Genomic DNA, 25,567 nt, shown 5'->3' with positions numbered 1-25,567 from the left:
GTCATATTTTAGAAAACCTTGCAATATTTTCACAGGGTGGAAATCAGTTTTTCCCAATAGTTATGCGGGCTGGGCGGGATTTTAAGGGACGACTAGAATAGGTCAGAATCGAAAGTCCGTTTGGCGCGATCAGCACATACGAGGGAACCGCTTGCAGATTCCACACGTCAAAAAAACAGCGTTCCACGGGCAGGCGCAGAGTGTCGCATAAAATCGTGTCCTGGGAGTTTTGTTTGATGCGCACCGGGTGAAAGCGGGTGTTTAGCAATGTGGCGACGCCTTTGTCCCGATAGGTTGTCTTGTCCATTTCGCGGCAGGGAAGGCACCAGTCGGCGACAATATCGACGAATACCATTTTGTGATCCCGTTTTGCTTCGGCGAGGGCTTGGGAGTAATTTTCCCAATGTGTGGAATCGGTCGGCGTCTTGGCAAAGGACAGCCCGCACAGAATAAGACAAAGGCAAATCGCGTTTTTCATTTTTTGGCCTTTTGGGGAAGCGTGTTTGCTTTGGGCTGCGGAGTGACTGCGCCGGCGAGAACCGCGATGGAATCCACATAGACCAAAACCGATTCCTGAAAGGGTTCCCACAAATTGGAGTTGCTCTGGATTTGTTCTGCAATGGAATCGAACCTGTTGGCGGTGTAGCCGTAACGTTCCAAAATCTGAACCCGGGCGATGCGTCCTTCGGGAGAAGTTTCGCCAAATTCTCGCTCGGCAATTCTCAAGTCGCCATAGAGACGAACAAATTCCGCGGGGACGGAAATGTTTTCGGTGCAGGCCGTCGCTAAAACGGCCAGCGTCCCGAAAAGGATTTTATTCCTTAAAGAGGCCATCGACGTATTCCGCCTTTTTAAAGGGCACGAGCTGGTCGATGCGTTCTCCCATTCCAACCCAAAGAATCGGGACTTTGAGCGAGCTGGCGATCGAAAGGACGGAGCCGCCGTGCGCCGTGCCATCCAATTTGGTAACGATGAGTCCCGTCAACGGAAAACTCCGGTTGAAAATTTTCGCCTGATTGATGGCGTTCTGACCGGTATTGCCGTCTATCACGAGAAGCATGTCGTGCGGGTACGCGACATCCTGTTTTTTGAGAACGCGGACGATTTTGGCGAGTTCCTCCATCAGGTAGTCTTTGTTTTGCTGGCGGCCCGCCGTATCGATGAATACGATGTCGCAACCGCGGGCTTTGGCCGCTGCGCAAGCGTCAAAGGCGACCGCAGCCGGATCGGAACCTTCGGCGTGGTGCACAAATTCGGCTCCGGAACGCTCCGCCCAAACCTGCAACTGTTCTATCGCCGCGGCTCGGAAAGTGTCGGCTGCGGCAATCATCACCTTGTGCCCTTCATCTGCAAATTTCTTGGCGAGCTTTCCGATGGTCGTCGTTTTGCCCGCTCCGTTCACGCCGATAACTAAAATCACGTGAGGCTTGCCTTTGAATGCAAACGGCGGCGGATCGATTAAAAAGCGTTCCGCTTCTGCCCGCAAAATGTTGAGCACCTCTTCTTGGGAAAGCGATTTGCCAAGAGCCTCTTCGCGAAGGGCGTCGGTCAAAACGAATGCGGCACTTGTCCCCACGTCCGCTTTAATCAGGCGCTCTTCCAAATCTTCGAGCATTTCGTCGGTGACTTTGCCTTTGCCGGCAATGCCTTTAAGTTCTCCGAGAATGGCTTCGCGGGTTTTGGCGAGTCCGCTTTTGATGGCCGAAAAAAATCCCATTAGAAGACGCTCTTTACTTCATCGACAAGTCCGTAGGCCTTTGCCTCTTCTGCCGACATAAAATTATCGCGTTCGGTATCCCTGTCCACTTCTTCGCTGGATTTTCCGGTGGTTTGGGCGATGATTCCCGTTGTAATGGAGCGGATGCGGAGCATTTCTTCGGCTTGGATTTTGATATCGCTTGCCGGTCCCTCCATTTGTCCTTGAATCAGCGGCTGGTGAATCATGATGCGCGCCGACGGCCAGGCGTAGCGTTTGCCCTTTGCGCCCGCGGTTAAAAGAACTGCGCCCATGGAAGCCGCTTGTCCACAGCACACTGTGACCACGTCGCTCTGGATGGCGTTCATGCAGTCGTAAATGGCGAGCCCGCTGGAAATGACACCGCCGGGACTGTTGATATAAAATGTGATGTCGTCGTGGGAAAGCGAATCCAGATACATCATCTGCTTTACGATTCGGGTGGCGCTTTCGTCATATACGGGAGCCCAAAGGAAAATTTTGCGGTTGTTGGCAAAGAATTCTTCGGCTTTTTTCATAAAGTCGGGAGTCTGTTCTTTTTCTGGATTTTGCTCGTTTTTTTTTAGCGGCGTTCATCAAAAACTCCATAGGGAAAATGGTTTTGGGGACAATTTAGAAATTTTTCGACCGCGGTAAAATTTGACATAAGCCCCCGTCGTGATTTCAGGCTCTTTCTCGGTCACTGTCCGGGTGCCGTTGACGCGGAGCTTTTGCTGTAACTCGGCGAAGAATTTTCGGCCTCCGACAGACTTTCCTTCGCAAATTTCAGAAACTCTTGCGAAAGCGTTTTTAAGGCGGCGGAATCGTTTGCAGCTTCGTATGGATAGACGCAGGAAAGCTGCAAATTGTTGACGGAGCATCCGTTGTTGTAATCTACAAGTTCGCCGTTTTGCGTCAAGCATCGGGAGACAAAATGTGCGGAATCCGAGATGCAGTCGTTGCTCCAATATCCGCCAGAAAGAAGCCAACCGACAAAGTCCTTGCCCGAGTTCGCCGATTTCAAAAGCCGATAGGTGAATGTCGCCGAGCCGCCCGCACGATCCGTGGAACCTTGAATTGCCCTGTCCTGAAAATATGCGGCGACAAAAATTCTCGTCGAATCAAAAAGAATCGTCCGCTTCGTTGAAAAGTTGTAACTCGTTTTCGAAGCCGAAGAAATCGTGCCTTCAATCGGATCGACGTAATCCCGAATGGTCGTATCGATGGGAACGATGCCGTAAGATGCGGAACTTGACGAAAGTTCCGTTGAGGAATTTTCGTTCGGCTTTTCCGCGCCCGAGGGCGAAGTCTCCGAAGTGCAGGCCGTGATAGAAATCATTGCGAAAATGGCGAGCAGTTTGAAAATGTTCATAGAAACCTCCAAAATCAGTTCACTTTTAAAAAGTTATATCCCAAAATTACATTATCCGCTTTTGCATTACGGACACGCTTGATAACAATTCCCGCACCATTTATCAAATTTTCAATTTCTTCCGCTGTCAAATATTCAACCCGAGGCGGTCTATATGGGGAAACTTCTTCACTTTGTTTTGCTAAATTCTTTTTAAATTCAATAAAATAAGCATCTTCTTGTAATAGTTTTCCATTCAGCCAAAATTTTTTTTCCCGACCATTTGACGAAATTTCATATCGTCCACTAAACCCCGTTTTATATAAATGATTCAGATTTTCATAATCAACGACAACTTTTATTTTTTGCGGAGTTTGTTTAGACATGTAGGAAATGGAATCTTTGGTTGCGCGTCCCAAAGCATCTCTTTTCACCGTTTTTCTTATGGAGTTGGTTGTTTTTTCCGGGAACTATGCGGGATTACATTGACGCGAATCGTCCGTTCGCTCCGGGAGAATCTGCCATTGTTGATACGGCGGGAATTGCCGCAGCTCCGCAAAATATTCTCAACCAAAGATACATAGAGAAGAGCGAAGAGGTGGTTCTATTTTTGGACTTGGCGACTTTCCATCGTAAGCTGCTAAATCAAGAGACGCGGCTTCGCCATAACGGGAACCTAAATCATACAAAGTTCTATTGGCAGCAGCATTTGATACTCTCGTTAAGATCCATTGCTCATTCCTTCGTTTACACTCTGTAAAACAACTTAAAGCCGAGCATTTCGTTCAAAAAGTTTATCAGCTCGAAATCGCGCGATTGCAAGAAAAGCGGTGTTATTCCGGGTCGGAAATGGAGCGTATTCAAGCCTTCCCGGTCGGCCACATTGACTTCAAATTACGAAAAATGTATATTGAGGTGTTGCAAGGAGGTCTTTATGAATTACGCACTCCTAGAAAAAAAATTGAAATCTCTCCCGCAATCGGCTCTTGACGAGATCGATTCCTATGTGGACTACATTTTTTTCAAGTTTGCCTCGGAGGAAAGCTCAAAGTCCGTTTCCCAGAAGAAAGGCTTTGGGTGTCTTAAGGACATTCCCTGCAAAATGGCTCCCGACTTTGACGAACCGCTCGAAGAGTTCGCGGAGTACATATAATTTTAGTTATGCTTCTCTTTGGGAAATCGCGATAAAGCAAGCGAAAGGAACTCTTGAATTCAACATCAGCATTCCTGAATTGAGAAATGTTTTAGAAAACGAATGCTTTGCTTATCTCCCGCCAACGGAATACGATGCAGAAAGGTTAAAAAAGTTGCCTGACATCCACAAAGATCCGTTTGATAGATTCATTATCGCTCAAGCAATTGAAAACGATTTGACGATAATAACGCGAGACACAAAAATTCCGCTTTACGAAGTAAAAACGACCTGGTAAAATAATTTCCACACAAAAAAGGCGTTCCACAGGGAACGCCTTTTCAATGCTTTTAGATCCTTCTCCCCGCAGGGAGGCTTGGTTCACTAAGGGCTGTTCGGACCTTCGGTTGGTTCGGCATCCCCGTCAAGCGAGGACAGACGCTCGCCAACCTGCTCAGGGACCTTTATTTCACCACGATGTTCACAAGCTTGCCCGGCACGACAATGGACTTCACGACGGTTTTGCACGCCATAAATTCTTTTACTCGGTCATTATCAAGGGCAAGTTTTTCGAGTGCGGCCTTGTCCATGTCCTTGGCGACTTGCGCTTTGGCGCGGACTTTTCCGTTTACCTGGAAAACGACTTCCACGGAGGATTCTTCGGCTTTGGAAGCGTCGGCTTTGGGCCAGGCGACGTTCGTGAGCGATTCGTTGTGTCCGAGGATGCTCCACATTTCTTCGGCGATATGCGGGGCGAACGGGTGCAACAGCTTCACGAAGGTTTCGCACGGTTCGCGGTAGCGCTTGTCCATCTTCATCATTTCGTTGTTGAAGATCATCAGCTGGCTAATCGCGGTATTGAAGCTCATGTTCTCAATGTCGCTTGTCACCTTGATGACGGTCTGGTGCATCACCTTTTCGATGGCTTCCGGAGCGGTTTCATCCACAAAGACCGGGGCTTCATCGCTGTCGCCCACCACGGAACGCCAGGCGCGGCCGAGGCCGTGAGCCACATAGCCTCATGCGTTAAGCTGAGGCGGTGGCGAGAGTGAGGCTTGGCCGAACGGTCTCATACCGTTCATGCCTTCGATGCCCTTGGTCTGCCACGGCTTCACGGCATCCAGCGGGTCCATGAACATTTCGTACAAGCGAAGCGAATCCGCGCCGTATTTCTGAACGACATCGTCCGGGTTCACCACGTTCTTGAGGGACTTACTCATCTTGGCCACAATCTGCTTGAGCTCGATGTCGGTTCCCTTCTTGAAGAAGTGGCGCAAGCGCCATCTGCTTCGGCTCGACCATGCCGGTGTGCAAGCACCCCGTCGCGGCACTCGCCTTTCGCAGCTGTGCCGTTCTTTTCTTCGACTTCGTCGGAAAGATTTGCATTTGGGCGTTCCCCGCACTTCGTGCGGATCGGGCTATATTTTATGGGTCGCCCGGTTCACTCCATTCCCGCCCAACCTCATAAAACGGCACCACAGAGCCGCCCCAAGGGGTCACTATCCCTAAAGCGAAAGCTTCTTAGACATTATTTCAGATTCTGTTCTACATCGCTTTGAGATGTCGAATAACCCGGTCTTCAATTTCCTCAGCACTGAAAAAATCTAAAATACTTGTGCCACCAAGAACATTTAAGTATCGAGTTGCCTCATAATACACTTCACGTTTCTTCTTTTGATTTGGCAAAACAAAGTTTTCTTTTTCCAGCTTTTGCAAAGCAGTGATTAGCCCTGTTACAATATTCTTATTCGCCATAAAATTATTCGAAAAAATCATTAGCGTTTTCGTTGTAAAGTCATCAGCAAAATACCTAGTTAGAGAAAACGGATCTTCAAGCTTTTCATTATAAGTCAAACGGGCGCACCACCATAATTTTGCAAGAGAATTTAGGAATAAACCTCTTTTCAAGTTTCTAGCAAAGAAAAACCTAGATACAACTTCATTGTCTTTTAGCTTTCCCGGCTTACTCATTTGCCATCGATTATTGAGAAAACCATAAAAATCATTATGGCAGATTCCAGCCCACAAACGCTCGTCTGTTGCCTGCGTATCGCTCAAGTTTTTCATTGCGTCGTAAAGTTTTATCGCATTTTCAACATCCTGTTTACTGGCTTCCCTATTCACATCAAATTTCAATTCAAAGTCTGAAATTTCCGCTTTAAACTCAACAAAAGGTTCTTCACCACAAGCATCTGCAATCCATTCGTTAGATGGATTTTTATAGCAGTTCAAATTCGCATGAATGTTTTTCCTTAGTGTTTCAAGGCTAGATTCTTTAAGAAAATGAATTTTCATCTTTAGTCCTCATCTTCCAAATCTACTTCAGCAACGGCTGCCGAAAAGGCTTTATTTACAGGAGATTCCATCATTTTCTGTGCAAGATAATACGACGGTTTCATTTCCAGAGTATCCTTATCGAGTTTAATATCGCTTCGTTCAAGAGTTCGACGAATAGATTTAAACCATCTTCGCCCCTCATAGGCATTTATCCCATCTTTACGAATACTTTCAAGAGCATAAATTAGGGCTGGAATAATAACCATTGCATGAAAAATGGGCAACTTGCTTGTAGAGTTACACAGTAGTTTATAGTTCTTAAAAGCATCATCACATAAAGTTATAACAATCTTATCACGGTCGAGATCTATCTGCATACCCTCATCTTCATTATCCGACATAGCTCGGCATATCGTAAAGATAGATGGTATTTTAGACAACTCTTCGGCTTCCTTTGTCACCTGTAAAATACGCTGTCCGCCAATGGCAAGTATATTTCCCTTTTCAATGTTGAAAGACATCCCTTCATAATCTTCATTGAATTTACCATTTGAATAGTCAACCAAGTCCTTTGCTGCAACCACAAACAAACAAATTGAAACATTTCCGTTCAGCCTTTTGTTAGAAATCAGTAAGACTTTATGCATATCCGTTGTTTTTATCGCTTTGCGAAAACTCGTCTTTGAACATTCTATGTGAATTAAAATAACAGCATCGTCATTGTCAATTCTTGATTGAAGTTCTGCATTATTCAACGATATTGTTATATCAAGACTAACTTCCGTCAATTGTTTTTGGGGAACGACCGTGAAGGAAAATTCGCTGTCAATATAATCATCGGTATCAGCAGATAATACCGGATATGGGTATAATCTAGCGCGTATATCCATAAAGATTCACCTCCATCGAACACTTTTCCGCATAATCAATTGAAAATTCAATTTTATATTTCTTTTGAGGAACAATTGTGTCAAACAGGATTCGATCTCCATTACAAAGAAGATTTTCTCCTGTTTCTTTATTTTTCGCTTTAACAACCCTGAGCGGAATTTTCCCCGGTTGTTCTCCCGAGAGCTGCAATTGCAAAAAAGCTTTTCCAGAAACTTTCTCTGGCGTAAAAATCAGCAAATATTCATTTTTAGCCGAATTCAATTCCATCATGCGGATAGACATCATTCTAACATTATAAGTCGTTTTCATCATCTGATCGCTATCCCCGTTCCGCGAGCCAGTTTCTCGAATTTCTCCCGAGCCACTTAATCCGCCAGAACCTTGACCTGGCCCATCATTTTTACCAAAAGAGTTACCTTCATGTGTTTTGTTCGGGTCATCATCGTGATAATCCTTTTCACCATCTTCACCACCCGTATAATCTTCTATATCGCCCAAGCCCTCTTCAAACGAAGTACCATCACCAGGCATTCTTTCAAAACCCTTTTGCATACTTTTTGTTGGGGAGTCAAATAATTCAATATCCATATTTTGGTCTGAAACCTGCTCACTCTTTTCTTCATTATTAGAAAAGCTCTCACCAAAATCAGCCAAATATTCACCGACGCCTTCAGCATCAGTTTCATCAACTGTTGCTCGTGCACCTTTATCAAGAATGTAATTTCGTATTAAATCCTTAAGCGCCTTAAATTTAAGGGCCGCATCCTTATCTGTATGTCGATCAGGTTCCCATCTAGTATGCTGTGGATTTTCCATTTTCCTAAAATACTCATTGACTTTTTCATCTTCAAGAATACAGATGCCAGCAAAATCAATGATTGTAGATATTTTTTTCTGATCATATATTCGCATTCCATTCTTTCTACAAATCATCACCTTTCGTCGAAGATTTTTCCCCATAAGTACGCGTAATGAAATTTTACCCATATTTTCAAAATCAAGATTTTCCTGATAAGTAGGTTTTGTCATTACAAGGTAATTGTTGTATATGTCAGGACACTCTTCTTTTATTCTTTCTAACAAACCCTGTAATGTATCTTTCGAGATACATGTCTTATTGACATAAACGACAAGGTCCTCATTAAAAACAGCGACAAGAAAATCATCTAATACAGCCTTAATAATTTCATTTTCCCAATTTTTCTTTTTTATAAAGGCCAAAACAAACAAATCAGTTCCACTATCTTTTCTCGTATATCCCTGTGTTAAAGAACGACATTCCTCCAGCGCTGTATTTTTTTTAATATCCCCATAATACCCAACACCTGTTGTGTAAAGATCTGATGACTCTACTACGGGAGATGACGCTAATCGTGCAACTCCTTGAAAAGCTTTTAATCCATACTTATCCAATGTAGAGTAAAAAATAGTCCTTACTTCAGAACAAGCAAACGGAGCAGACTTCCCTATTCCAAAACTGCCTCCAGCAGAACCATCCTTTCCGGACACGCCCGATGCCTTAACAAGATTTTGCCAAGGAGTGTTGATGGAATCCCTAGAACCAGTCAATCCTGTTGTATTATGGTCGCTAATGCGTAAAATCGAAACCAATGGGAGCCTAGTACATTCATCAGCTCTACTAAAGAAATCCATCGCACGCTGATTTCCTTGCCCTGTCCAAAAACGGTTACACTTGCGTATAGCCTCCCACAATTGTGTGTAATCCGGTATTCGCGTTCTAAGTTCATCAGTAAGTTGGAATTCAACAACAACAGGTTTTCCTTCATCTAGACGCGCATCTAGCGAATTTTGACATATTTCTCTCGCCAACGATTTATATAAAGCACCCTTAAACGTTTCAATACCGGCGTCGCCAATACCATTAATCGTTCCATGATTGTTGTTTGGGAAATTCCAACCGATAGGCATAAAAATCTCCTGAAAGAAAGCGAAGTCCATTTTAAGATGATTTCCTCAAATATAATCTTAAAAAGCACATCATTAACAAACAAATGCCGAAAAAAACAACCAAAAAATCCATTTTTTTTCATTGCAAAACACCCGATTGTCATAATCTGACATTTGCGGTATGTATATTTGTAAGGGCGAGGTTCTATGCTGGTAACATTCCTTATCGTGCTCGGGATTTTGGCCCTTTTCGGGGCTGGCGACGCAGGAGACGCATGCGCCATCACGCTGCTGTTGAAAGTTCTGCCGTTCCTGATTATCGTGGGGATTGTGGCGTCGCTTGCGTTCTGCGGAGGGTAAAAAGGAGCTTTTTAGCCCTTTTTGATAAAAATGTTATCAAAAAGGGCTGTATTACACTACCTTTTTAGCAACATTTTGGTTATATTTATGGATATGAGATACCTGACCCTAGACAAGGCACTCGATGCATGGCGTAAAATCCAGCCCATTTCCGACGACGACAAGGCAAGGCTTGCCCGCCGTTTTTCGGTGGATTTCAACTACAACAGCAATCATATCGAGGGCAACACGCTCACCTACGGGCAGACCGAAATTCTTTTGCTCTTCGGAAAGGTCATTGGCGAAGCGAACGTAAGAAGCGTGCAGGAGATGGTCGCAAGTGAAGTATCTCTCAAGATGATGGAAGCGGAATCCCGTATCAAGGAATCTCCGCTCACTCAAAACTTCATTCGCGGACTGCACCGTACCCTTTTGCGCGAAGATTACGAAGTTCACCGCACCCTGCCCGACGGGATGCAAATCGGATACACGGTTCATGCTGGGCAGTACAAGACGCGCCCGAACAGCGTCATCACTCGCTACGGCGACAGGTTCGAATATGCGTCGCCGGAAGAGACTCCCGCCCTGATGACCGATCTTGTCGACTGGTACAACGAGGCCGAAAAAGAGGGAAGGCTCTCGCCTATAGAATTGGCAGCGCTTTTCCATTACCGCTATATTCGAATCCACCCGTTCGAAGATGGAAACGGACGTATTGCGCGACTGTTGGTGAACTATATCTTGGCAAAGCACGATATTCCGATGATTGTCATTCGGAGTCGCAAAAAAACGGAATATCTGGAAGCATTGCACTCAACAGATTTGGCTGTTGGGTCTGCTCCAAGTGACGGAGCAAAAGCATCGATTCAATCCATCAGCCCTTTCCTTCGGTACTTCCGCAACATCGTTGCTCAAGAAGTCTACGCGGATGTTTTATTCGTGACAAAGCGCGGAGAAAATCGCTGGTGGTACGATGGCGAGTGTATCGAGTTCCGTACACCGAACTACGGAAAAATCCTGAACATGATGCAAAGTGAACCCGTACTGACGCTAGCTGACATACAACGTAAGCTCGGTTTGCAGCCGACTTCAGTCAAGAAACTAGTACAGACCCTAATCGACAAGCACTATGTCGAAAAAGGGAAGGACGAAGGTTCCTGGCACGTATTTATTGTGCCGTCTTGCTAAAGAGCGCCCGCTAGAAGGGGTAACGGAAGACCCGGCTGGGCGAGTTATACAAAGACGCCCACTCGTTTGAGTGGGCGTGATTATAAGGGCGGGGCCGGGGCCGAAGCGACCTTTGGACACTTGGCCTTTAGGCCTTAGTGTACATGGCCACCTTTAGGTGGTGCGGAAGGCTTTCCCCTCCTAGATCCTTCGACTACGAGGCTACGCCTCTACGTTCAGGATGACACGACCGAAGGTCGCGTCACTTCACCACGATGCTCACAAGCTTGCCCGGCACGACAATGGACTTCACGACGGTTTTGCCCGCCATAAATTCTTTTAATCGGTCATTATCAAGGGCAAGTTTTTCGAGTGCGGCCTTGTCCATGTCTTTGGCGACTTGCGCTTTGGCGCGGACTTTTCCGTTTACCTGGAAAACGACTTCCACGGAGAATTCTTCGGCTTTGGGCCAGGGCGCGTAGGCCATCGATTCTTTGTGTCCGAGCACTTGCCACATTTCTTCGGCGAGGTGCGGTGCGAACGGTTGCAAAAGAAGGGCAAATACTTCGCAGGATTCGCGGTAGCGATCGGCGGATTTGAGAAGTTCGTTGTTGAAAATCATAAGTTGGCTTATCGCCGTGTTGAAACTCAACTTTTCAATCGCATCGGTTACCTTGATGATGCTCTGGTGCATCACTTTGGCGAGTTCTGCGGGAACAGGCGTGTCTTTGTATTCAACGGTGTCTTCTTCGCCGATGACCGCACGGAATGCGCGGGAAAGGAAACGGTACATGCCTTCGATTCCTTGGGTATTCCAAGGTTTGACCGCATCGAGGGGACCCATGAACATTTCGTACAAGCGAAGCGAATCCGCGCCGTATTTCTGAACGACATCGTCCGGGTTCACCACGTTCTTCAGGGACTTGCTCATTTTGGCGACAATCTGATGCAGCTCTTTTCCCGTTTCTTTATCAAAGGCGGATTTTTGTCGCTAACGCAATCGGTCAGCTTGTTTAACTTGCATACAAATATACTCTAACGGAGTCATAAAAGCAAGCCTTTTTCTTGGCCTGTTGTTGAGTTTGTCCTGTATCCACCGGACTTTTTGCGGCGAGATTCCCTTGAACGACTCCTTTTTCGGCAGATACTGGCGTATGAGTCCGTTCATGTTCTCGTTTGCCCCGCGTTCCCAAGAGTGGTAGGGGTGGGCGAAGTAGTATTCCACGCCAAGTGCCTTGGCGATATCCAGATGGCAAGCGAACTCCTTGCCGTTATCCGACGTGATGGTGTATAGGGGGAAGGTCTTCCGGTAATCCCTGAGGGCACGAACCAGAGTTTTCTTCAGGTCGTCGGCATTTTTCGTTGGCAGGTACCGTATCAGGCAGTAGTTGGACATCCTGTCGTTGACTGTCAGCAAGTTCGCATCGTGGTCCGCACTGTTGATCAGGTCTATCTCGAGGTCGCCGATGCGGCTCTTCTCGTCGACTATCGCGGGACGGTCGTCGATGGAGACCCGGCCTACAATCTGGCCTCTCCTGTCCTTCTTCTCGCCCCTCTTGCGGTACGGCTTCTTTCCATGTCGCAGATGCGACCTGAGTTCCTTGTCGCATTTCACGTGCCTGTAAATCGTGGAAACGCAGGGAACACCCACCCCATCACTGCTCAGACGTCCATTCACCTGTTCGGGCGACAGGTCGTCCTTGATTTGGGCATCCACTATCTTCCAGTCTTCCGCATCGTACACGTAATGCACGTGGCTTGTGGCCGCCAGTCTAGTTGCTCGATTATGGGCTTTTTCGGGATCGTAGTGTATGCGACCGCCGTTCCGGGATATCTCCCTGGACAGGGTCGGTTCCTTTACGTCGAGCAACTTTGCTATTTCTTTTTGCATTAAGCCCGCGGAAAGCAGGGCCTTAATTTGGTATCTTTTATCTCGGTCGAGTCTCATCACCTCACCTATTTTTTTAGCTGAAACGGCAAGGTAGAAAAACTCGGCCATTCCCCAGGGGCTCGCCCCTGGGGAAATTTTCTTTCCGGATTACCTTACATCAGTTGCATTGGCGATGAAAACTCGCGAAAGAATTTTCCGCTTTTTTCTTCGACTTGATCGACGGGAACTTTGGAGCCTGCGTCGTCTTCGTAAGCGTAGGCGAGAATCATTCCTTGGTTGAAGAGTTTTTGGAACGGTTCGTCCGTGGAAACGAGTCCCAGGTCAAAGAGCACTTTATGCCAGAAACGGCTGTAAAGAAGGTGCAGCACGGCGTGTTCCGCGCCCCCGATGTACAGGTCCACGGGCATCCAGTATTTTTCCAATTCTTTGCCGGCAAAAGCGTTTTCGTTTTGGGAATCGATGTAACGCAGATAATACCAGCAGCTTCCCGCCCATTGCGGCATGGTGTTTGTTTCGCGCGTACCCTTGCGTCCGTTTTTATCGACGATATTTACCCAGTCCGTCGCATTGGCGAGCGGGGACTGTCCGCCGTCACCCGGCTTGTAGTCCTTGAGTTCCGGCAACAGCACCGGAAGTTCGGCGTCATCCACCGTAGAGATTTCGCCATCTTCCCAGTGGATAATGGGGAAGGGTTCCCCCCAGTAACGCTGACGGCTGAAGAGCCAGTCGCGGAGCTTGTAGTTCACCGTGGCCTTACCGATCTTGTTGGCTTCGAGCCATTCGATGACCTTGGCGATACCCTGCTTCTTGTTGAGACCGTTCAGGCAAAGGGTTGCATTTTCGCTGTTGATGTAGGTGCCGTCGGCTGCCCAGCAGGCTTCAAAATTATTTCTTTGGGCGTTCCCCGCACTTCGTGCGGGTCGGGCTATATTGCAAGGCAACTCGTGCGCACCTTCGGCACACCCGCGTTGCTCTTGCAACGGAGCCTCACTCCCAGAAACGCAATACAAGACCGCCGCGAGTCTCCGCCCCAAGGGGTCACTATCCCTAACGTGAATTTAATTTCTTACTAAGTCAGTTTACCTTTAGATTGACTTTTTATCTTATTAGCAACCACTTCAAGTCTTGCAAAATTTCGTTTTTCTTCAGGAAGACTCATTATATCATTTCCATTCGTATCTTTTGATATATTCGAATTTAAATATCTAAGAGAAAGATGTGGAACGCATACGACCAATAGATTAGATTTGCTTTCTACAATTTGCCCAACTGCAATTCCCGCCTTATCTCCAAATGCGATTATGATTTCAGTCTCTTTACCAATTTCCTTATCAAGCCGATTCAAATTAGCAACATTCAATATTTCACAATCCTTAGCTTCAGTTCGCCCTGTTAGTGCATTAAACTCTATATTAGGCCAAGCATTTGTAATAGACACTTTATCTCGTGATAACGATTTCCCTTCAAAAGTCAGAAGGCTTAACATGTAATTCAAATTATCGCCAGTTTTTCCGACAACAGGTCGTCCAGCATACATTTCGTCTTGTCCTGGACACGAAAATACAACAACTATCTTCTGCCCAAGATTTTCTCGCCAAACAGTATCTTTCATTTCTTCATTCTGGTCTGCCATATATAATTTTGAATTTCTAGAATAGCTTATCCATTATCTTCATCCGTATCTACTTGAATTTCTACACTTTTTTCGTCATCAAAGAAATGGTCAAAAGCCCTCTTTGCTTCTTTATAAGCTTTTTCATTTTCTTCCGCTATATTAGGCTCCTTCCTTTCTTTTTCTCTAGAAGAATTTCCCAAAATAGAACTGATACTACTAAAAAATCCCATAAAAGTGCCTATGTCCTATATTTTAAGGCTTCTCTATAAGCGTCGTTATCACTCAAGTTCGGGTTAGCAGCCTTTTCGGCTTGGGCGAGCCTGTCCGTACATTGATTGATCAAATCATGTGACTCGAGCTTTCCGTTTATCATTTTTCCTATATCATTCAACTCAGTCGTATTTGTTGTCATGGCAATTAGCTTCTTAAATACATTTTCGTCAAGGGAATCTGTATTAAACAGCTTAATCGCAGCCATCGCGAAATCAGAAATATCCTTTCCTTGTTCCGCACCACACTGAATTTGAAAACCCAAACCAACTCTTTTTGCGAGTTCTGGATCATGTTTCTTTTCTGGATCTATATCAAATTCATCAAATCTTTTTCTAGCATCCGCAAACGATTCATCATTCTGTTTGCCAATTCCTCGTTCTTCAGCCTGAAGGACCTTCTCACCGAGTTCTTCTGGAGCCTCTTTGTCTCCAAGCAAAGCTCCTATGACAGAGGAAATCAAGCCTCCCACCAAGAACAACCCTTGGGGACCAAGAGCACCCAAAGCAGTAGCGATAGCTCCGCCAATGGCTCCCAGAGCGGAGCCGATTGCACCAAATAAGCCTCCGAAAAATCCCATATTTATCTCCTTGTTAAGATTGATTGTTATTTGATTAAAGTTGTTAATTCTCCAAATTTCTTGGAATCAGTAGGTTCGTTTTGAGACTGTAACATCTCATATAACTCACGCATCTGTTCCTGAAATCTGGCATTCAATAAAGCTAAACGAGCCTCCTCTGGACCATAAACAAAAGTTGTTTCTTTTACAATGTCCATCCACACTTCAGCTTCATCTTTATTCATTTTTCTTGCAATCTTGTGAAGAAGCTCGATATAACGAATTCTTATACGAGATTTCCCTTTCCATAATTGCATAGAATCCTTGCCAATTAGAACATTTCTAAACAAATTTGTTTCATCTCGCAGGTAATCCCAATCGCAGGAATTCTCACAATGGTACAATTTATCTTGAACTGATTTCCATCGTTGCATCAAAGCGTCATCAGAGATATCATTGTCACTTGTGTCCGCGTCTTTGCTTCGTTCAAACTTTATATGAACAGGCTTGTCTGTGTTTTCAGAAAAGACGATGGCATGTCCGACTTCCAAATTCGATAAGTGGTCTTTCTGCTTGGAATCCATCATCATTGTATTGCCAATGCAATCCTTATCCTCTTGGTCAAAAAGGCGATGGATAATCTTGGTGTTAGTATTTTTCAAAACTTCAGGAGTCATCTTGTTTGGTGATTGGTCCACAATAATCAAGCCTTCACCATATTTGCGAACTTCTGCCAGCATATTACTAAACATTTCGACCGCATTCTTTTTTGCGCCGTTATCCGAATAACCAACTTTCGACAACAGATGGTGCGCTTCTTCAATCAGCGTTATATGACGGAAATCTTTTTTATTTGCAAATCTCTTTTTAATTGCATAAGAAAGACGCGCAAGAATTAACCCCATCAAGAAAGATTTTTCTTCTTGTGATTGGACTGCTTCAAGTTCGAAAATAACTTTCTGGTCAAGGAGAGCGTCAAAATCAAAGGATTTTCTCGTGTTGAGCATGGCTCCTTTAGCACCCTTGGTCAAATTAGAAATCCTACTAACCAAAGAGCCCTTGTAATCGCCACTCAATCTGCCGTCGCCAAAGCCCTTGGAATCAACAACTTCATTAAGGGCGCTAAACATATCGCTCAATATTGGGTATTCGTAGGGGAGTGCGTCGTTAATTTCTTCCCTTTGAGAATTACGTGTATTCCAGCCATACTTTTCATAGCACAGATACATCGCTTCTTCGAGCATCATCGGCATAGACGCTTCCATTGGGAATGCGTTTGTGAACGTCGCCTTGAGCTGGTCAATATGCGAAGAAATACTTTCTCCGGGCATAAGTTCAAACATGTTGAACCTTAAGGGAACCCTAGATTCATCGCCAACGGTTATAGCGATAACAGAATCATTTCTAATTCCTCGATATTCTGTTTTTGCGGGTTCAATTACAAGGAACGGCAACTTTGATTCCAGCAGAATTTTTTGACAGGCCGTAGTCTTGCCGCTTCCAGTTGTGCCAGAAACAAAAATATGTTTATTTAAAACGTTTTTGTTCAAAATAAATGGCTGATTCTTTACAATGATGTTCCTCTGTACCAAATGTCCAAGAGGAATTGCATTGGCGTCGTCAGGTACTTTATTTATGTTCAGTCCAAATTCAACGGCTTGCTTTAGCTTTATGCCACAAACTTCATGTAACGGGACCCCTGCCAAAATGCTGACTTCTCGAGATGTCAAATAGGTGGCGTATTGCAATTCCTTGGAGGAAGAATAAGGCCTAGAATAGAGCAACGGGATGTTTGAATTAACATCGATTGATGATGTTGGAGTACAAAAAAGTTGGCAAGAAGTAGAAGTGTCTAATTCGTTCAATTTTTCTGCCATAAGAGGAGCGAAAGAAGATGTATCGCCCTGAAAAAGAGATAACAAATTACAACGGAGGCGATCGTAACCTTCATTTGTATCGGAAGCCACAAAGACCGTTGTTTTGAAAAGACCTTTGCAGAGGCCGAGATCTAGTCTTTTCAGAAATTCTTCATCAAGATATTTTAAGAGCTTTTCGGCTTTTTTATTTGTGAGTTCTAAAGTAACGTTTGTACTGATATTTGTGCTTTGGGAGGTTCCTTTGGTTACCGAAGAACTGGTCCCTTTAGTGTTGCTAGACGACCATCCCTTTGAGTCTGAGGAGGAATTGTCGCTCGTATTGTCATGATTTTGTGATTTACTTCCGTTATCACCGAGTGTTGCAGATTTGTTTTTACCATCAGTTTTTGACGATGACGTCCCCTCTGTATCCGATTTTCCTTGTTGGAAAGACTGCTTAGCTTCTTTTGCTAAATAATTTCCCAACTTATAAGCCTGATTCTGTAGTTGAATTATTTCATTTTCGTCAACAGGCTGACATATTACAGTTACACGCCATTTCATTCCCGCCATGCAATTGACAAGCCTATCTACCCCCTGGAAAAGAATTCCTTCTTTTCCTTCGTTCCCCTTTGTCAGCGAAGGAATTCCGCAAACGAAACCTTGACGTTTTAAAGGGTTGCAGTCGCTTTCCAAAAAGACTTCTTTGGATATAGCCTCTCTGTCGAGAGGTTTTAATTCAGAACCGTTAAAATTACCGCTAAACGCTTTTTCCAAACGGCCTGCGTATGATGCTGCGGATACGAGAGATGCGTTTTTAGAATTTTTTACCACCCCCACATAAAGGCTGACCTCTGAATTTTCTCCAGACAGAATATAGACAAAATTAAAATCTTTGTTGTCCATAGAGGACATTACATTCTCTAAGGCCTCTCTTGCAGGAAATTCCTTGTCATAGGTCAGACTATCTATTTTGTAGAACTTACACTGATCAAAAGCAGGAACACCCTGTTCAAACAGAACAGCCTGCTTGGATCCATTATCCAAGAACGAATCACTGCTTCTTAGCAAGTTGCCTAAGACGTTATTTTGGGATACCCTTGAAAGAAAATTTTGTGCAGCCATTAGATAAAGTCCTTCATCGCTTCTTTTCTCATTACTTCTTCCATATACTTGCGAATTTCTGCTTCATCATCCTTTGGGTCGGCGATGATTCCAACTAGGTCGCCTGCATGCCATCTTCTGGATGTCTCCACACTGCCATACGAACCTTTTGAAATCCAATCACATCCTTTATAAAACACTCCATCTCTCTGTGCAAGAATTAAAGAATCTTTTTCTGCAAAATTGACATCAAAATTGCCGACTTCCATGTCGCAAAAATCATCTAAGGCGTCTTTAATTTTTAAAAGTGGATCATACTTTTTTATAGTACACTTGTCCTTTTTTAGATAAACAATTGGATGAGAATCATAGCTTGTATGGAAAGACTGGGTACGCGAGCCAAAGATACCCATACCGTTCCCATATAATTTTTTTACCATTGCCAGTGTCAAGCGAACCTCAACACGTCCTTGTCTTATCTTATTCTTGTCTTCTTTCTTTTTTTGAGCAACTTGTTGTGCAATCTGTTTTGCAGTTTCTTCCTCAACCCTTTTCCGTTCAAGATTCCTTATCTTGGACTCCTTATATGCCAGTTCCCTTCGAATGCTCTCATTATCTTTTTCTAAAAATGTTATCCGCTGCTCTAGTTCATCAATCTTTGCAAGTTTAGCCTTGTTTATTGAGAAACCTTCTGTACACAGACTTACAAAGTCCTCAACACCTAGAGCATCACCTTCCGTTTCACAAGAGGAAGTTTTCCAAATGCCATATTCATCAACTGTCACTTCATAATTTCGATGATCAAAGGTCAATTGTTTTGTTGATTCGTCATTCATAATATTCTTTTTGAGTATTAACTCTGGCAGAACATTTTCAATGGAACGAACTTGAAATGACTCACAGGGAAGTAAACAGCTAACGAGTGTTTTTATACAATCCGTTTTTCCGGATGCATTGACAACATCAAACTCGAAATCATCCATATTTCTAACATTGGCGTATTCCATGAACAAATCGCTAATACACTCTAACTGACTCAATGGAAGTGCCAACTCTCCATCTTTTAATGGTAAAGGCTGAGAATTTGTATTTTGGATTTCAAAAGCGAAAAAACAATTTGCCTGTATAACAACAAGAATATGCATTAGATGCCTCCCGATATTAAGCGAATTTCGACGCGACGATTTTCCGCTGCCATTGGCCTTTTAGTGTTTATTAAACGGTCCGGTCCAAAACCGACCACCGCTATTCGGCGACTTATTGAGGCGTCCCCTTGAACGCCGTTCAATACAGCTTTTCTCGCCTCACGTGCTCGACCAGCGGAAAGGCTGTAATTATCGTCAAATAAAGCACAAGATTTAGATAAATTCGTGTTAGGCTTTTGAACAGCCGCAGCATCAGAATGACCTTCAATTTGGATTGAAATGTTTGGATATTCCTTTAATTTCCTTTCCAATATGGGAGCAATTGTATTTTTTAGAACTGATTCAACGCTGCCATTCAAACAAGCGCTTCCTCGTTCGAAAGAATAATCCGCCAATGTAATAACGCTATCGGAAACCACAATGCCTTCCGTGTTTGATGAGATGCTTTCTTTTATCTCCGCAATGGCATTCTCGATGCCTTTTCTCTTTTTTGCTTCGTGGTCAGCCTGAATCGACGCAGATTGAACAACGGCAACCACCAGCAGTAGCATCACTGCTGCGGTAACACCCGCCATCAAATCAGATATTGAAACAAATGGGTTTGACTTCATTGCTAACCTTCAGGATTTGCCGATGACGATTCGATTATTTGAGTCAAGTGATCAATGGCTCCACAAATGGAATCCGAGGCTGTTTGTAGTTCTGCCTGTACAGATTCCATTCGCTCTGCAATAGTCCTTATTGCATCCATTTGATCCTTTGCGTCTCCGGCAATATTGCCCATTTCAAAACTGATTTCTTTTGCAATTTTTTCGCCAAGGCCGTCAAGAGCTCGTTGTATTGCATAGTTCGCTTTGTTTAGCTCTTCAAGTTTTACGTCAATGTTGTCATTTAGTTTTTGCATGACCCCTTTATTGGAATCATTTGCGATTTTCAAAGCATCACAAGACTTTCTTATAATTTCAAGTGATTCAGTAATATCTTTGTCAAATTTATTGTTTGTTTCAATTAGTGTTTCCTGTGTTCCCTTGATTTCAGCAGACATTCCTTCAACACTAGATTCTATAATTTTCCCAGCCTTTTCCATAGTCTTATTAGTAGTCTTTACGCTATCAATAAACGAAGTCTGTATAGATTCCAGCATCTTCATTACAGAGGGAGTGAAATCGTTTACACTATTCCGTAAGCTGTCTGCAGATACGGAGAGCATCTTTGAGGACATTCCCATATCTTCTGCTGACTTTCCAATTTTTTCAACTTGTTCACCAGTCATCTTAGCAAGGCTGCCTATGCCATTTGCAAGTTCCTTTGAAAAATCAATGAGCGAGGCGAATCGATCTTGTTGGCTATTAAAACCTTCAACGAGAGCCTTCTGTTGCTCCTTAAAAGCTTTTTGCTGTTTAAGAAAACCGTCTTGCAATGTATCACGCAAGCAATCATGCAAGCGGATTACACCTTCAAGGAGTTTTGTTTCGTATTCAAGCCTTGCATTCTTTTTTTCGGTAATCAAGGAATTGCAGATAATGGCGCACCAACGAACACGTTGTTTTTTCTTTCCTTTCCAATTCAGCCAAATATTCATCAGCAAAAATGCCATAATGCCGTAAATACTGGACTTGAACTGAGCACCCATGCCATCCAACATAGGAAGCATTTTCGGAATCATGCTAAGGTAATCGGCATCGGTATTTCTTAAAACACTCGCCGCAGAATTCAATGCGATGCCGATTCCCAAAAAAGTCCCCAAAAGACCAATAATCAAGGCTATGTTTGGTAATGCCTCTGCAAATTTTTCCGACTTAGTCGCCACAATTTCCGACAATTCCATAATGGAACCATGACCCATATTCAAATCATCAGTAGGGTCATCTTTTGTATTGTTTTTCCAATTGATTTCCCAATTTTTTTGCTTGGCATTTACAAATACCAATACACAAGCCGATATAACCAGACCGAAAATGATTAGAAAAAAGCAGCCTTGGAGCAGGTCAACCGGGATGATGAATTTTAGTGTTTCAAGCATAGTCCTTTCCATTTTTTTTGAGCAGGAATTCTCGTTCTGCTAAGAACCATGCCAATTTTGTCAGGAAACAAAAAAGGGGGCGGGTTCGTTGCATTTACCTACACGGGGCTCTAGACTTGCCTCAACACGATAAACGCAAACGACCCACGCCCCGAAAGGGCTGTTGCCCTTGGTCAACGACCAATAATCGGCTGATTTAGCCGATACAGCAAACTGAAGCATACCATAAAACGGTATGCCTGCGTGAGCGTTCACCTTGTTCTCGTGTTTAGAAACTGTCTAGATTTCGTGTAGAGAACAAGAGCTAAACTCTCTAATATGTCCAATTTAAAAAATAACTTAAATATGAACTGAATGCACAGAAAATTTACAAAAGTATATGTTTTTGTGACGAAAATGGCGATTTTGAGGCAAATTGTAAAGGGAAAGGGGTATTCCAAGATGGAAGGGGGTTGCCTTTTGAGCGCGTAAAAAGGTATATTTAAAACGGAGGATGCTCTTATGCCTATCGAACTACTGCAAGAAAAAGTCAAAGCCATCCCCGCAGAATATGTAGGGGAAGTTTCTGATTTTATCGATTTCATTCTCCAGAAATCGGTAAATAGCTCCGTTAAGCGGAACGTGAAAAAGTTCGGAATCGCCAAGGGACTGTTCTCCATCCCCGACGACATTGATTTCTGCAATGACGAAATCGCGGAAATGTTTGGAGTGAACGGATTAAAGTCTTATTGGACACGCACATCGCTCTTTGGACTCTTCTCGATAGTGAAAAGCTGCCAATCGAAGCAAGAAAACTCATTAATCAAGAAAATGTAGAACCTGTTTTTAGTTTAATCTCCATGTGGGAGATTGTCATAAAGCACGCAATCAATCCAAACAAGATGCCCATTTCAGGAGCACAATTCTTGGACTACTGCACTCAGGCAGGGTTTCAGCAGTTGATGGTTTACGAAGAACATGTTCTAGAAGTTGAAAAACTTAAACGAGACGAAAACGCACCATCACACAAAGATCCATTCGACCGAATGCTCATCGCACAAGCAAAAGCCGAAGGAATAATCTTGCTGACACACGATTCGTTACTATCTGGATATAATGAGCCCTGTGTCATGACTGTCTAACCTCACTGTTCATAAAATGCCACAATCATTATGATTGCGGCATTTTGCCATTTGGGCGGGTGGGCGGGATAAAGCCCGGGCGTTACGGGCGCGGCGACTGAGCGCCTGTTAGAAAGGGTAGCCCCGGAACGAGTCCGGGGCAGGCTCTAGACCCGACCAGGGTGGGTTATAACAAAAGACGCCCACTCAAATGAGTGGGCGTGATTGTATAAACCGAAAACCACCAGCTAGGCTGGTGGTTCCAAGGAAGCCTTTTGGCGGTGATGAAAAATCCTCCAGCTAATTTTACGATGCGGTCTGTACACTGCATCACGACACAACTAGAGGATTATATGGAAAATATAAAAACAATGGCCCATACGAGCTGGAACTGCAAATGCCACATAGTGTTCGCGCCAAATTCAGGCGGAAGGTGTTTTACGGAGAGAGACGGCTGGAAATCGGGAAAATACTCCGTTCGCTGTGCGAATGGAAGAAAATAACGATAGTGGAGGCCGAGGTTTGTCCGGACCATGTCCACATGCAGCTGGAAATCCCGCCCAAGTATGCCGTGTCCAGCGTGGTGGGCTTCTTGAAGGGAAAAAGCAGCCTGCAGTTGTACGAACGCTTTCCCGAGTTGAAGTTCAAATACAGGAACAGGGAATTTTGGTGTCGCGGCTACTATGTTGACATGGCAGGTAAAAATGCGGCCAAGATAGCGAACTATATCAAGCATCAGCTGGATGAAGATTGTTTGGGGAACAGTTGACCATGATGGGTAAACTATAGCCCGTTTACGGGCAGCCAGTAGGGATCGAACGCCAGTGTCAGAACCGTCAACGCGTGCTACGCGTTGCTAGTATCCTAGGGCTATGCCCGTCTATGAAGAACCGCCGGCTAGGCCGGCGGGAATCTTTTTTATAAGGGCGGGGTCGGGGCTGAAGCGAGGGGGATTCTTCCCCCTTTATTAGTTGCGACTTCGTCGCAGTAGCCTGCGCCTCAGCAATGGACTCGCAAGCGATTCCGCTGCACTCGGCTTACGGCTACTTCACCACGATGTTCACGAGCTTGCCCGGAACCACGATGGACTTCACGACGGTCTTGCCGTTCATGAACTCCTTGACGCGGTCATTTTCCATGGCGAGCTTCTCAAGTTCGGCCTTGTCCATGTCCTTGGCGACAGATGCCTTGGCGCGGACCTTGCCGTTCACCTGGAAAACGACTTCCACGGAGGATTCTTCGGCTTTGGAAGCGTCGGCTTTGGGCCAGGCGACGTTCGTGAGGGATTCGTTGTGACCGAGGATGCTCCACATTTCTTCGGCGATGTGCGGAGCGAACGGTTGCAAAAGAAGGGCAAATACTTCGCAGGATTCGCGGTAGCGATCGGCGGATTTGAGAAGTTCGTTGTTGAAACTCAACTTTTCAATCGCATCGGTTACCTTGATGATGCTCTGGTGCATGACCTTTTCGATTGCTTCCGGAGCGGTCTCCGTTCCCGCCCAACCTCATAAAACGGAGCCTCGCTTCCAAGGAATGCAATACAAAACTGCCGCGAGTCTCCGCCCCAAGGGGTCACTATCCCTAACACCCCAGAACAATCGTTCAACAGTTTTTGCAACATCACTCAAAACAAATATATTCCGAAACATTTAATATATGCGAGAATAATTTAACCATAATTCGCTCTAAAGACACCACTTCACCGAGATCTTTCTCAAAGTCATCAGTCTTTGTTATAAAACCAGAATGAACAGCCGGATTTCTTTTTTTAAGCGTATTCTTCTCAGCATCAGAAAAACTAACACCCAAAGTATTTTCGAGAATCCCAAGCTTATCGGCCATCGACTTGCAATTTAATGCATGTATTTTGCCCTTTATCGCATCAATATTAGCTTCAACAATATCAGGAAATTTTTTTTCAATTATGCGAAATAAATCTTTTTCCACATCAGAAAAGGCTTCTTGAGAAAAATACACTTGATTTGTCCCTTCATACCTAGCCACAGTTCCTGCAATCGTATCAAAAGCTATCGACATCTGAGCAAACCGCATCACTAAAGGCAAGTTCATTGCATGATAAAAAATAGATGACGCACGTACAATATCAAATTTTTCATTTTTCAATTCAAATTCATTGAAAGCAATCGCTAAAATCTCCGACGCATCTGTCCTTTTTTTCTGCGCAAACGTGTGTCTTGACGGTATAGATTTGTTTAAATCACACAAATCTTTTCTATACACAACACTCATTTTTTCGTCTAATCCGACAATAGAATTCACCTTAAATAAAGTTCCAAACACAATTGAAAAGACTGTTCCAATAGCATTAGATTCATTGTCAGAAATTTGTGTCCCATCAAGTTTTACAATAAAGGTTTGACCATCTCTATGAAATAAATCATATGAGATACCATTAATAGAAAAAGACGTACAATTAAACAAATACGTCACCTTTTCCCCTCTATACTCATCTTTATAACGAGAAAAAGCATCAAACCATAATTCAGGAATTTCAATCCCGTAAAAGTTAATCGAAGAATTTATTAATTCTAAATACCCAATGCCAGAAAGGGAAAGTTCTTCTTCATTTGCTGACATTCCGCCTGTAAAAACAAAGTCATTTATTTCAAATTTTGTTCCTTCATCAGAAAAACCTTTTATAGAATGTTTTCTTTTTATCACACCACCATATTTAATATCCATATTTTCATGAATGAATTTTATCGCTTGATCAACATTGACCAATCTTGCACAAGGACTCTCATCATTCCAGGAAAAAACAACTTCACCATCAGAAGGGAGTCCATCAAATTCAGAAACTTTCAATATCATCTCAATCCCTTCTTTTGGAAATTTTGTTCTCTTATCAGCACATAAAATAATTCAATTTTTGTATAAAATCTACATTATTTTCTTAGCAATCATTCGAATTTTTTCCGCAATAGTTCTCGCCTCGTCAATAGTATTACACCTCCCAAGAGAAATTCTAATTGTTCCCTTGGCGTATTCTTCATCTAAAGCAATCGCTTTCAGTACATGAGATACTTGTGTATTTTTACTATCGCAAGCAGAACCTGTAGAAACGCATATCCCATTCAAATCAAGTAAATGAAGCAACGCTTCGCCATCGGGTTCTGTCAAATAAACTGTGTCATTTAGTTTTTGTTAGCTAAAAAAAGAGCTTTGAAATTTCAAAATTGAAGAAGCGAAAAGCAAAATCAAAGC

29 protein-coding genes and 3 pseudogenes are annotated in these 25,567 nt (G+C 43.9%); 8 read left to right on the top strand and 24 right to left on the bottom strand.

Going from position 1 to position 25,567, the window contains the following annotated elements:
• Nucleotides 1-43 precede the first annotated feature (43 nt).
• The 6 genes and pseudogenes from B0H50_RS11580 to B0H50_RS11555 form a co-directional block, all read right to left on the bottom strand.
• Nucleotides 44-478: a thioredoxin family protein gene (locus B0H50_RS11580; RefSeq protein ID WP_106200208.1), complete on the bottom strand. Its 435-nt coding sequence runs from the start codon at nucleotides 476-478 to the stop codon at nucleotides 44-46.
• A complete protein-coding gene (locus tag B0H50_RS11575; protein ID WP_109587788.1) occupies nucleotides 475-834 on the bottom strand; it encodes a hypothetical protein in 360 nt (119 codons plus the stop codon). The genes B0H50_RS11580 and B0H50_RS11575 overlap by 4 nt, the downstream gene beginning before the upstream one ends.
• Entirely contained in the window at nucleotides 815-1,717 is a 903-nt protein-coding gene (gene ftsY, locus B0H50_RS11570; RefSeq protein ID WP_109587787.1) for a signal recognition particle-docking protein FtsY, read from the bottom strand. The genes B0H50_RS11575 and ftsY overlap by 20 nt, the downstream gene beginning before the upstream one ends.
• A pseudogene (locus B0H50_RS11565) lies at nucleotides 1,717-2,286 on the bottom strand (ATP-dependent Clp protease proteolytic subunit); the annotation flags it as partial. The gene ftsY and the pseudogene B0H50_RS11565, both read right to left, overlap by 1 nt.
• Nucleotides 2,287-2,414: 128 nt before the next feature.
• The gene (locus tag B0H50_RS11560; RefSeq protein ID WP_109587785.1) at nucleotides 2,415-3,086 is read right to left on the bottom strand and encodes a hypothetical protein; all 672 of its coding nucleotides are present in this window, start codon (nucleotides 3,084-3,086) and stop codon (nucleotides 2,415-2,417) included.
• 14 nt (nucleotides 3,087-3,100) lie between these two features.
• Nucleotides 3,101-3,451: a hypothetical protein gene (locus tag B0H50_RS11555; RefSeq protein ID WP_146193755.1), complete on the bottom strand. Its 351-nt coding sequence runs from the start codon at nucleotides 3,449-3,451 to the stop codon at nucleotides 3,101-3,103.
• Between the two features lie 310 nt (nucleotides 3,452-3,761).
• Here B0H50_RS11555 and B0H50_RS13180 point away from each other — a divergent pair, with 310 nt between their 5' ends.
• From B0H50_RS13180 to B0H50_RS11545, 3 genes are read left to right on the top strand one after another with little or no spacing between them, the layout of a single operon-like run.
• Nucleotides 3,762-4,055 carry a hypothetical protein gene (locus B0H50_RS13180; RefSeq protein ID WP_146193754.1) on the top strand — a complete coding sequence of 98 codons (294 nt, stop codon included), beginning with the start codon at nucleotides 3,762-3,764 and terminating at the stop codon, nucleotides 4,053-4,055.
• A complete protein-coding gene (locus B0H50_RS13905) occupies nucleotides 4,000-4,218 on the top strand; it encodes a DUF2281 domain-containing protein (RefSeq protein ID WP_199219634.1) in 219 nt (72 codons plus the stop codon). The genes B0H50_RS13180 and B0H50_RS13905 overlap by 56 nt, the downstream gene beginning before the upstream one ends.
• Nucleotides 4,139-4,495: a type II toxin-antitoxin system VapC family toxin gene (locus B0H50_RS11545; protein ID WP_233244799.1), complete on the top strand. Its 357-nt coding sequence runs from the start codon at nucleotides 4,139-4,141 to the stop codon at nucleotides 4,493-4,495. Before B0H50_RS13905 ends, B0H50_RS11545 begins: the two co-directional genes overlap by 80 nt.
• Nucleotides 4,496-4,661: 166 nt before the next feature.
• Here B0H50_RS11545 and B0H50_RS13725 read toward each other — a convergent pair whose 3' ends face one another.
• The 5 genes from B0H50_RS13725 to B0H50_RS11525 form a co-directional block, all read right to left on the bottom strand.
• Complete coding sequence (locus tag B0H50_RS13725) at nucleotides 4,662-5,174, bottom strand: class I tRNA ligase family protein (protein ID WP_233244797.1); 513 nt, start codon at nucleotides 5,172-5,174, stop codon at nucleotides 4,662-4,664.
• A 42-nt stretch (nucleotides 5,175-5,216) separates the two neighbouring features.
• A complete protein-coding gene (locus B0H50_RS13720; protein ID WP_233244795.1) occupies nucleotides 5,217-5,474 on the bottom strand; it encodes a class I tRNA ligase family protein in 258 nt (85 codons plus the stop codon).
• Between the two features lie 268 nt (nucleotides 5,475-5,742).
• Complete coding sequence (locus B0H50_RS11535; protein ID WP_109587781.1) at nucleotides 5,743-6,492, bottom strand: DUF6339 family protein; 750 nt, start codon at nucleotides 6,490-6,492, stop codon at nucleotides 5,743-5,745.
• Between the two features lie 2 nt (nucleotides 6,493-6,494).
• A complete protein-coding gene (locus B0H50_RS11530) occupies nucleotides 6,495-7,364 on the bottom strand; it encodes a hypothetical protein (protein ID WP_109587780.1) in 870 nt (289 codons plus the stop codon).
• Nucleotides 7,348-9,294, bottom strand: a complete 1,947-nt coding sequence (locus B0H50_RS11525) for a hypothetical protein (RefSeq protein WP_146193753.1) — start codon at nucleotides 9,292-9,294, stop codon at nucleotides 7,348-7,350. The genes B0H50_RS11530 and B0H50_RS11525 overlap by 17 nt, the downstream gene beginning before the upstream one ends.
• 186 nt (nucleotides 9,295-9,480) lie before the next feature.
• Here B0H50_RS11525 and B0H50_RS13500 point away from each other — a divergent pair, with 186 nt between their 5' ends.
• Together B0H50_RS13500 and B0H50_RS11520 are read left to right on the top strand one after the other, a co-directional pair.
• A complete protein-coding gene (locus tag B0H50_RS13500; protein ID WP_178348746.1) occupies nucleotides 9,481-9,633 on the top strand; it encodes a hypothetical protein in 153 nt (50 codons plus the stop codon).
• 93 nt (nucleotides 9,634-9,726) lie between these two features.
• Nucleotides 9,727-10,800, top strand: coding sequence for a Fic family protein (locus B0H50_RS11520; protein WP_109587789.1), 1,074 nt, complete (start codon nucleotides 9,727-9,729; stop codon nucleotides 10,798-10,800).
• 241 nt (nucleotides 10,801-11,041) lie between these two features.
• On the opposite strand, the gene B0H50_RS11515 is transcribed toward B0H50_RS11520, so the two are convergent.
• From B0H50_RS11515 to B0H50_RS11470, 10 genes and pseudogenes are all read right to left on the bottom strand, one after another.
• Nucleotides 11,042-11,710, bottom strand: a complete 669-nt coding sequence (locus B0H50_RS11515) for a class I tRNA ligase family protein (RefSeq protein WP_109587778.1) — start codon at nucleotides 11,708-11,710, stop codon at nucleotides 11,042-11,044.
• 60 nt (nucleotides 11,711-11,770) lie between these two features.
• Nucleotides 11,771-12,778 carry an IS30 family transposase gene (locus B0H50_RS11510; RefSeq protein WP_109587777.1) on the bottom strand — a complete coding sequence of 336 codons (1,008 nt, stop codon included), beginning with the start codon at nucleotides 12,776-12,778 and terminating at the stop codon, nucleotides 11,771-11,773.
• A gap of 77 nt (nucleotides 12,779-12,855) precedes the next feature.
• Nucleotides 12,856-13,590: pseudogene (locus B0H50_RS11505) on the bottom strand (class I tRNA ligase family protein); the annotation flags it as partial.
• Nucleotides 13,591-13,739: 149 nt separating this feature from the next.
• Nucleotides 13,740-14,303: a uracil-DNA glycosylase family protein gene (locus B0H50_RS11500; protein WP_109587776.1), complete on the bottom strand. Its 564-nt coding sequence runs from the start codon at nucleotides 14,301-14,303 to the stop codon at nucleotides 13,740-13,742.
• A gap of 26 nt (nucleotides 14,304-14,329) precedes the next feature.
• Nucleotides 14,330-14,515, bottom strand: a complete 186-nt coding sequence (locus tag B0H50_RS11495) for a hypothetical protein (protein WP_109587775.1) — start codon at nucleotides 14,513-14,515, stop codon at nucleotides 14,330-14,332.
• Between the two features lie 8 nt (nucleotides 14,516-14,523).
• A complete protein-coding gene (locus tag B0H50_RS11490) occupies nucleotides 14,524-15,135 on the bottom strand; it encodes a GlsB/YeaQ/YmgE family stress response membrane protein (RefSeq protein WP_109587774.1) in 612 nt (203 codons plus the stop codon).
• A 26-nt stretch (nucleotides 15,136-15,161) separates the two neighbouring features.
• The gene (locus B0H50_RS11485) at nucleotides 15,162-18,095 is read right to left on the bottom strand and encodes a serine-rich family protein (protein ID WP_109587773.1); all 2,934 of its coding nucleotides are present in this window, start codon (nucleotides 18,093-18,095) and stop codon (nucleotides 15,162-15,164) included.
• Nucleotides 18,095-19,219 carry a coiled-coil domain-containing protein gene (locus tag B0H50_RS11480; RefSeq protein ID WP_109587772.1) on the bottom strand — a complete coding sequence of 375 codons (1,125 nt, stop codon included), beginning with the start codon at nucleotides 19,217-19,219 and terminating at the stop codon, nucleotides 18,095-18,097. The genes B0H50_RS11485 and B0H50_RS11480 overlap by 1 nt, the downstream gene beginning before the upstream one ends.
• Nucleotides 19,219-19,830 carry an OmpA/MotB family protein gene (locus tag B0H50_RS11475; protein WP_109587771.1) on the bottom strand — a complete coding sequence of 204 codons (612 nt, stop codon included), beginning with the start codon at nucleotides 19,828-19,830 and terminating at the stop codon, nucleotides 19,219-19,221. The genes B0H50_RS11480 and B0H50_RS11475 overlap by 1 nt, the downstream gene beginning before the upstream one ends.
• A gap of 2 nt (nucleotides 19,831-19,832) precedes the next feature.
• Nucleotides 19,833-21,242 (bottom strand): hypothetical protein, encoded by a 1,410-nt coding sequence (locus tag B0H50_RS11470; protein ID WP_146193752.1) that lies wholly within the window; start codon nucleotides 21,240-21,242, stop codon nucleotides 19,833-19,835.
• 501 nt (nucleotides 21,243-21,743) lie between these two features.
• Here B0H50_RS11470 and B0H50_RS11465 point away from each other — a divergent pair.
• The 3 genes and pseudogenes from B0H50_RS11465 (at nucleotide 21,744) to tnpA (ending at nucleotide 23,111) form a co-directional block, all read left to right on the top strand.
• A complete protein-coding gene (locus tag B0H50_RS11465; protein WP_109587769.1) occupies nucleotides 21,744-22,058 on the top strand; it encodes a DUF2281 domain-containing protein in 315 nt (104 codons plus the stop codon).
• On the top strand, nucleotides 21,971-22,363 hold the full coding sequence (locus B0H50_RS13900) for a type II toxin-antitoxin system VapC family toxin (protein ID WP_199219632.1): 393 nt from the start codon (nucleotides 21,971-21,973) through the stop codon (nucleotides 22,361-22,363). The genes B0H50_RS11465 and B0H50_RS13900 overlap by 88 nt, the downstream gene beginning before the upstream one ends.
• Before the next feature lie 332 nt (nucleotides 22,364-22,695).
• A pseudogene (tnpA, locus tag B0H50_RS11455) lies at nucleotides 22,696-23,111 on the top strand (IS200/IS605 family transposase).
• A gap of 274 nt (nucleotides 23,112-23,385) precedes the next feature.
• Here the strand turns inward: tnpA and B0H50_RS11450 are convergent.
• The 3 genes from B0H50_RS11450 to B0H50_RS11440 form a co-directional block, all read right to left on the bottom strand.
• Complete coding sequence (locus tag B0H50_RS11450) at nucleotides 23,386-23,802, bottom strand: class I tRNA ligase family protein (protein WP_233244790.1); 417 nt, start codon at nucleotides 23,800-23,802, stop codon at nucleotides 23,386-23,388.
• A gap of 160 nt (nucleotides 23,803-23,962) precedes the next feature.
• Nucleotides 23,963-25,174, bottom strand: coding sequence for a hypothetical protein (locus B0H50_RS11445; protein ID WP_109587767.1), 1,212 nt, complete (start codon nucleotides 25,172-25,174; stop codon nucleotides 23,963-23,965).
• 69 nt (nucleotides 25,175-25,243) lie between these two features.
• Nucleotides 25,244-25,483 (bottom strand): aminotransferase class V-fold PLP-dependent enzyme, encoded by a 240-nt coding sequence (locus B0H50_RS11440; RefSeq protein WP_106200196.1) that lies wholly within the window; start codon nucleotides 25,481-25,483, stop codon nucleotides 25,244-25,246.
• Nucleotides 25,484-25,567 lie beyond the last annotated feature (84 nt).

It is taken from the genome of Hallerella porci (assembly GCF_003148885.1).
GTDB lineage: Bacteria > Fibrobacterota > Fibrobacteria > Fibrobacterales > Fibrobacteraceae > Hallerella > Hallerella porci.
This window is presented reverse-complemented; position numbering and strand designations above follow the sequence as displayed.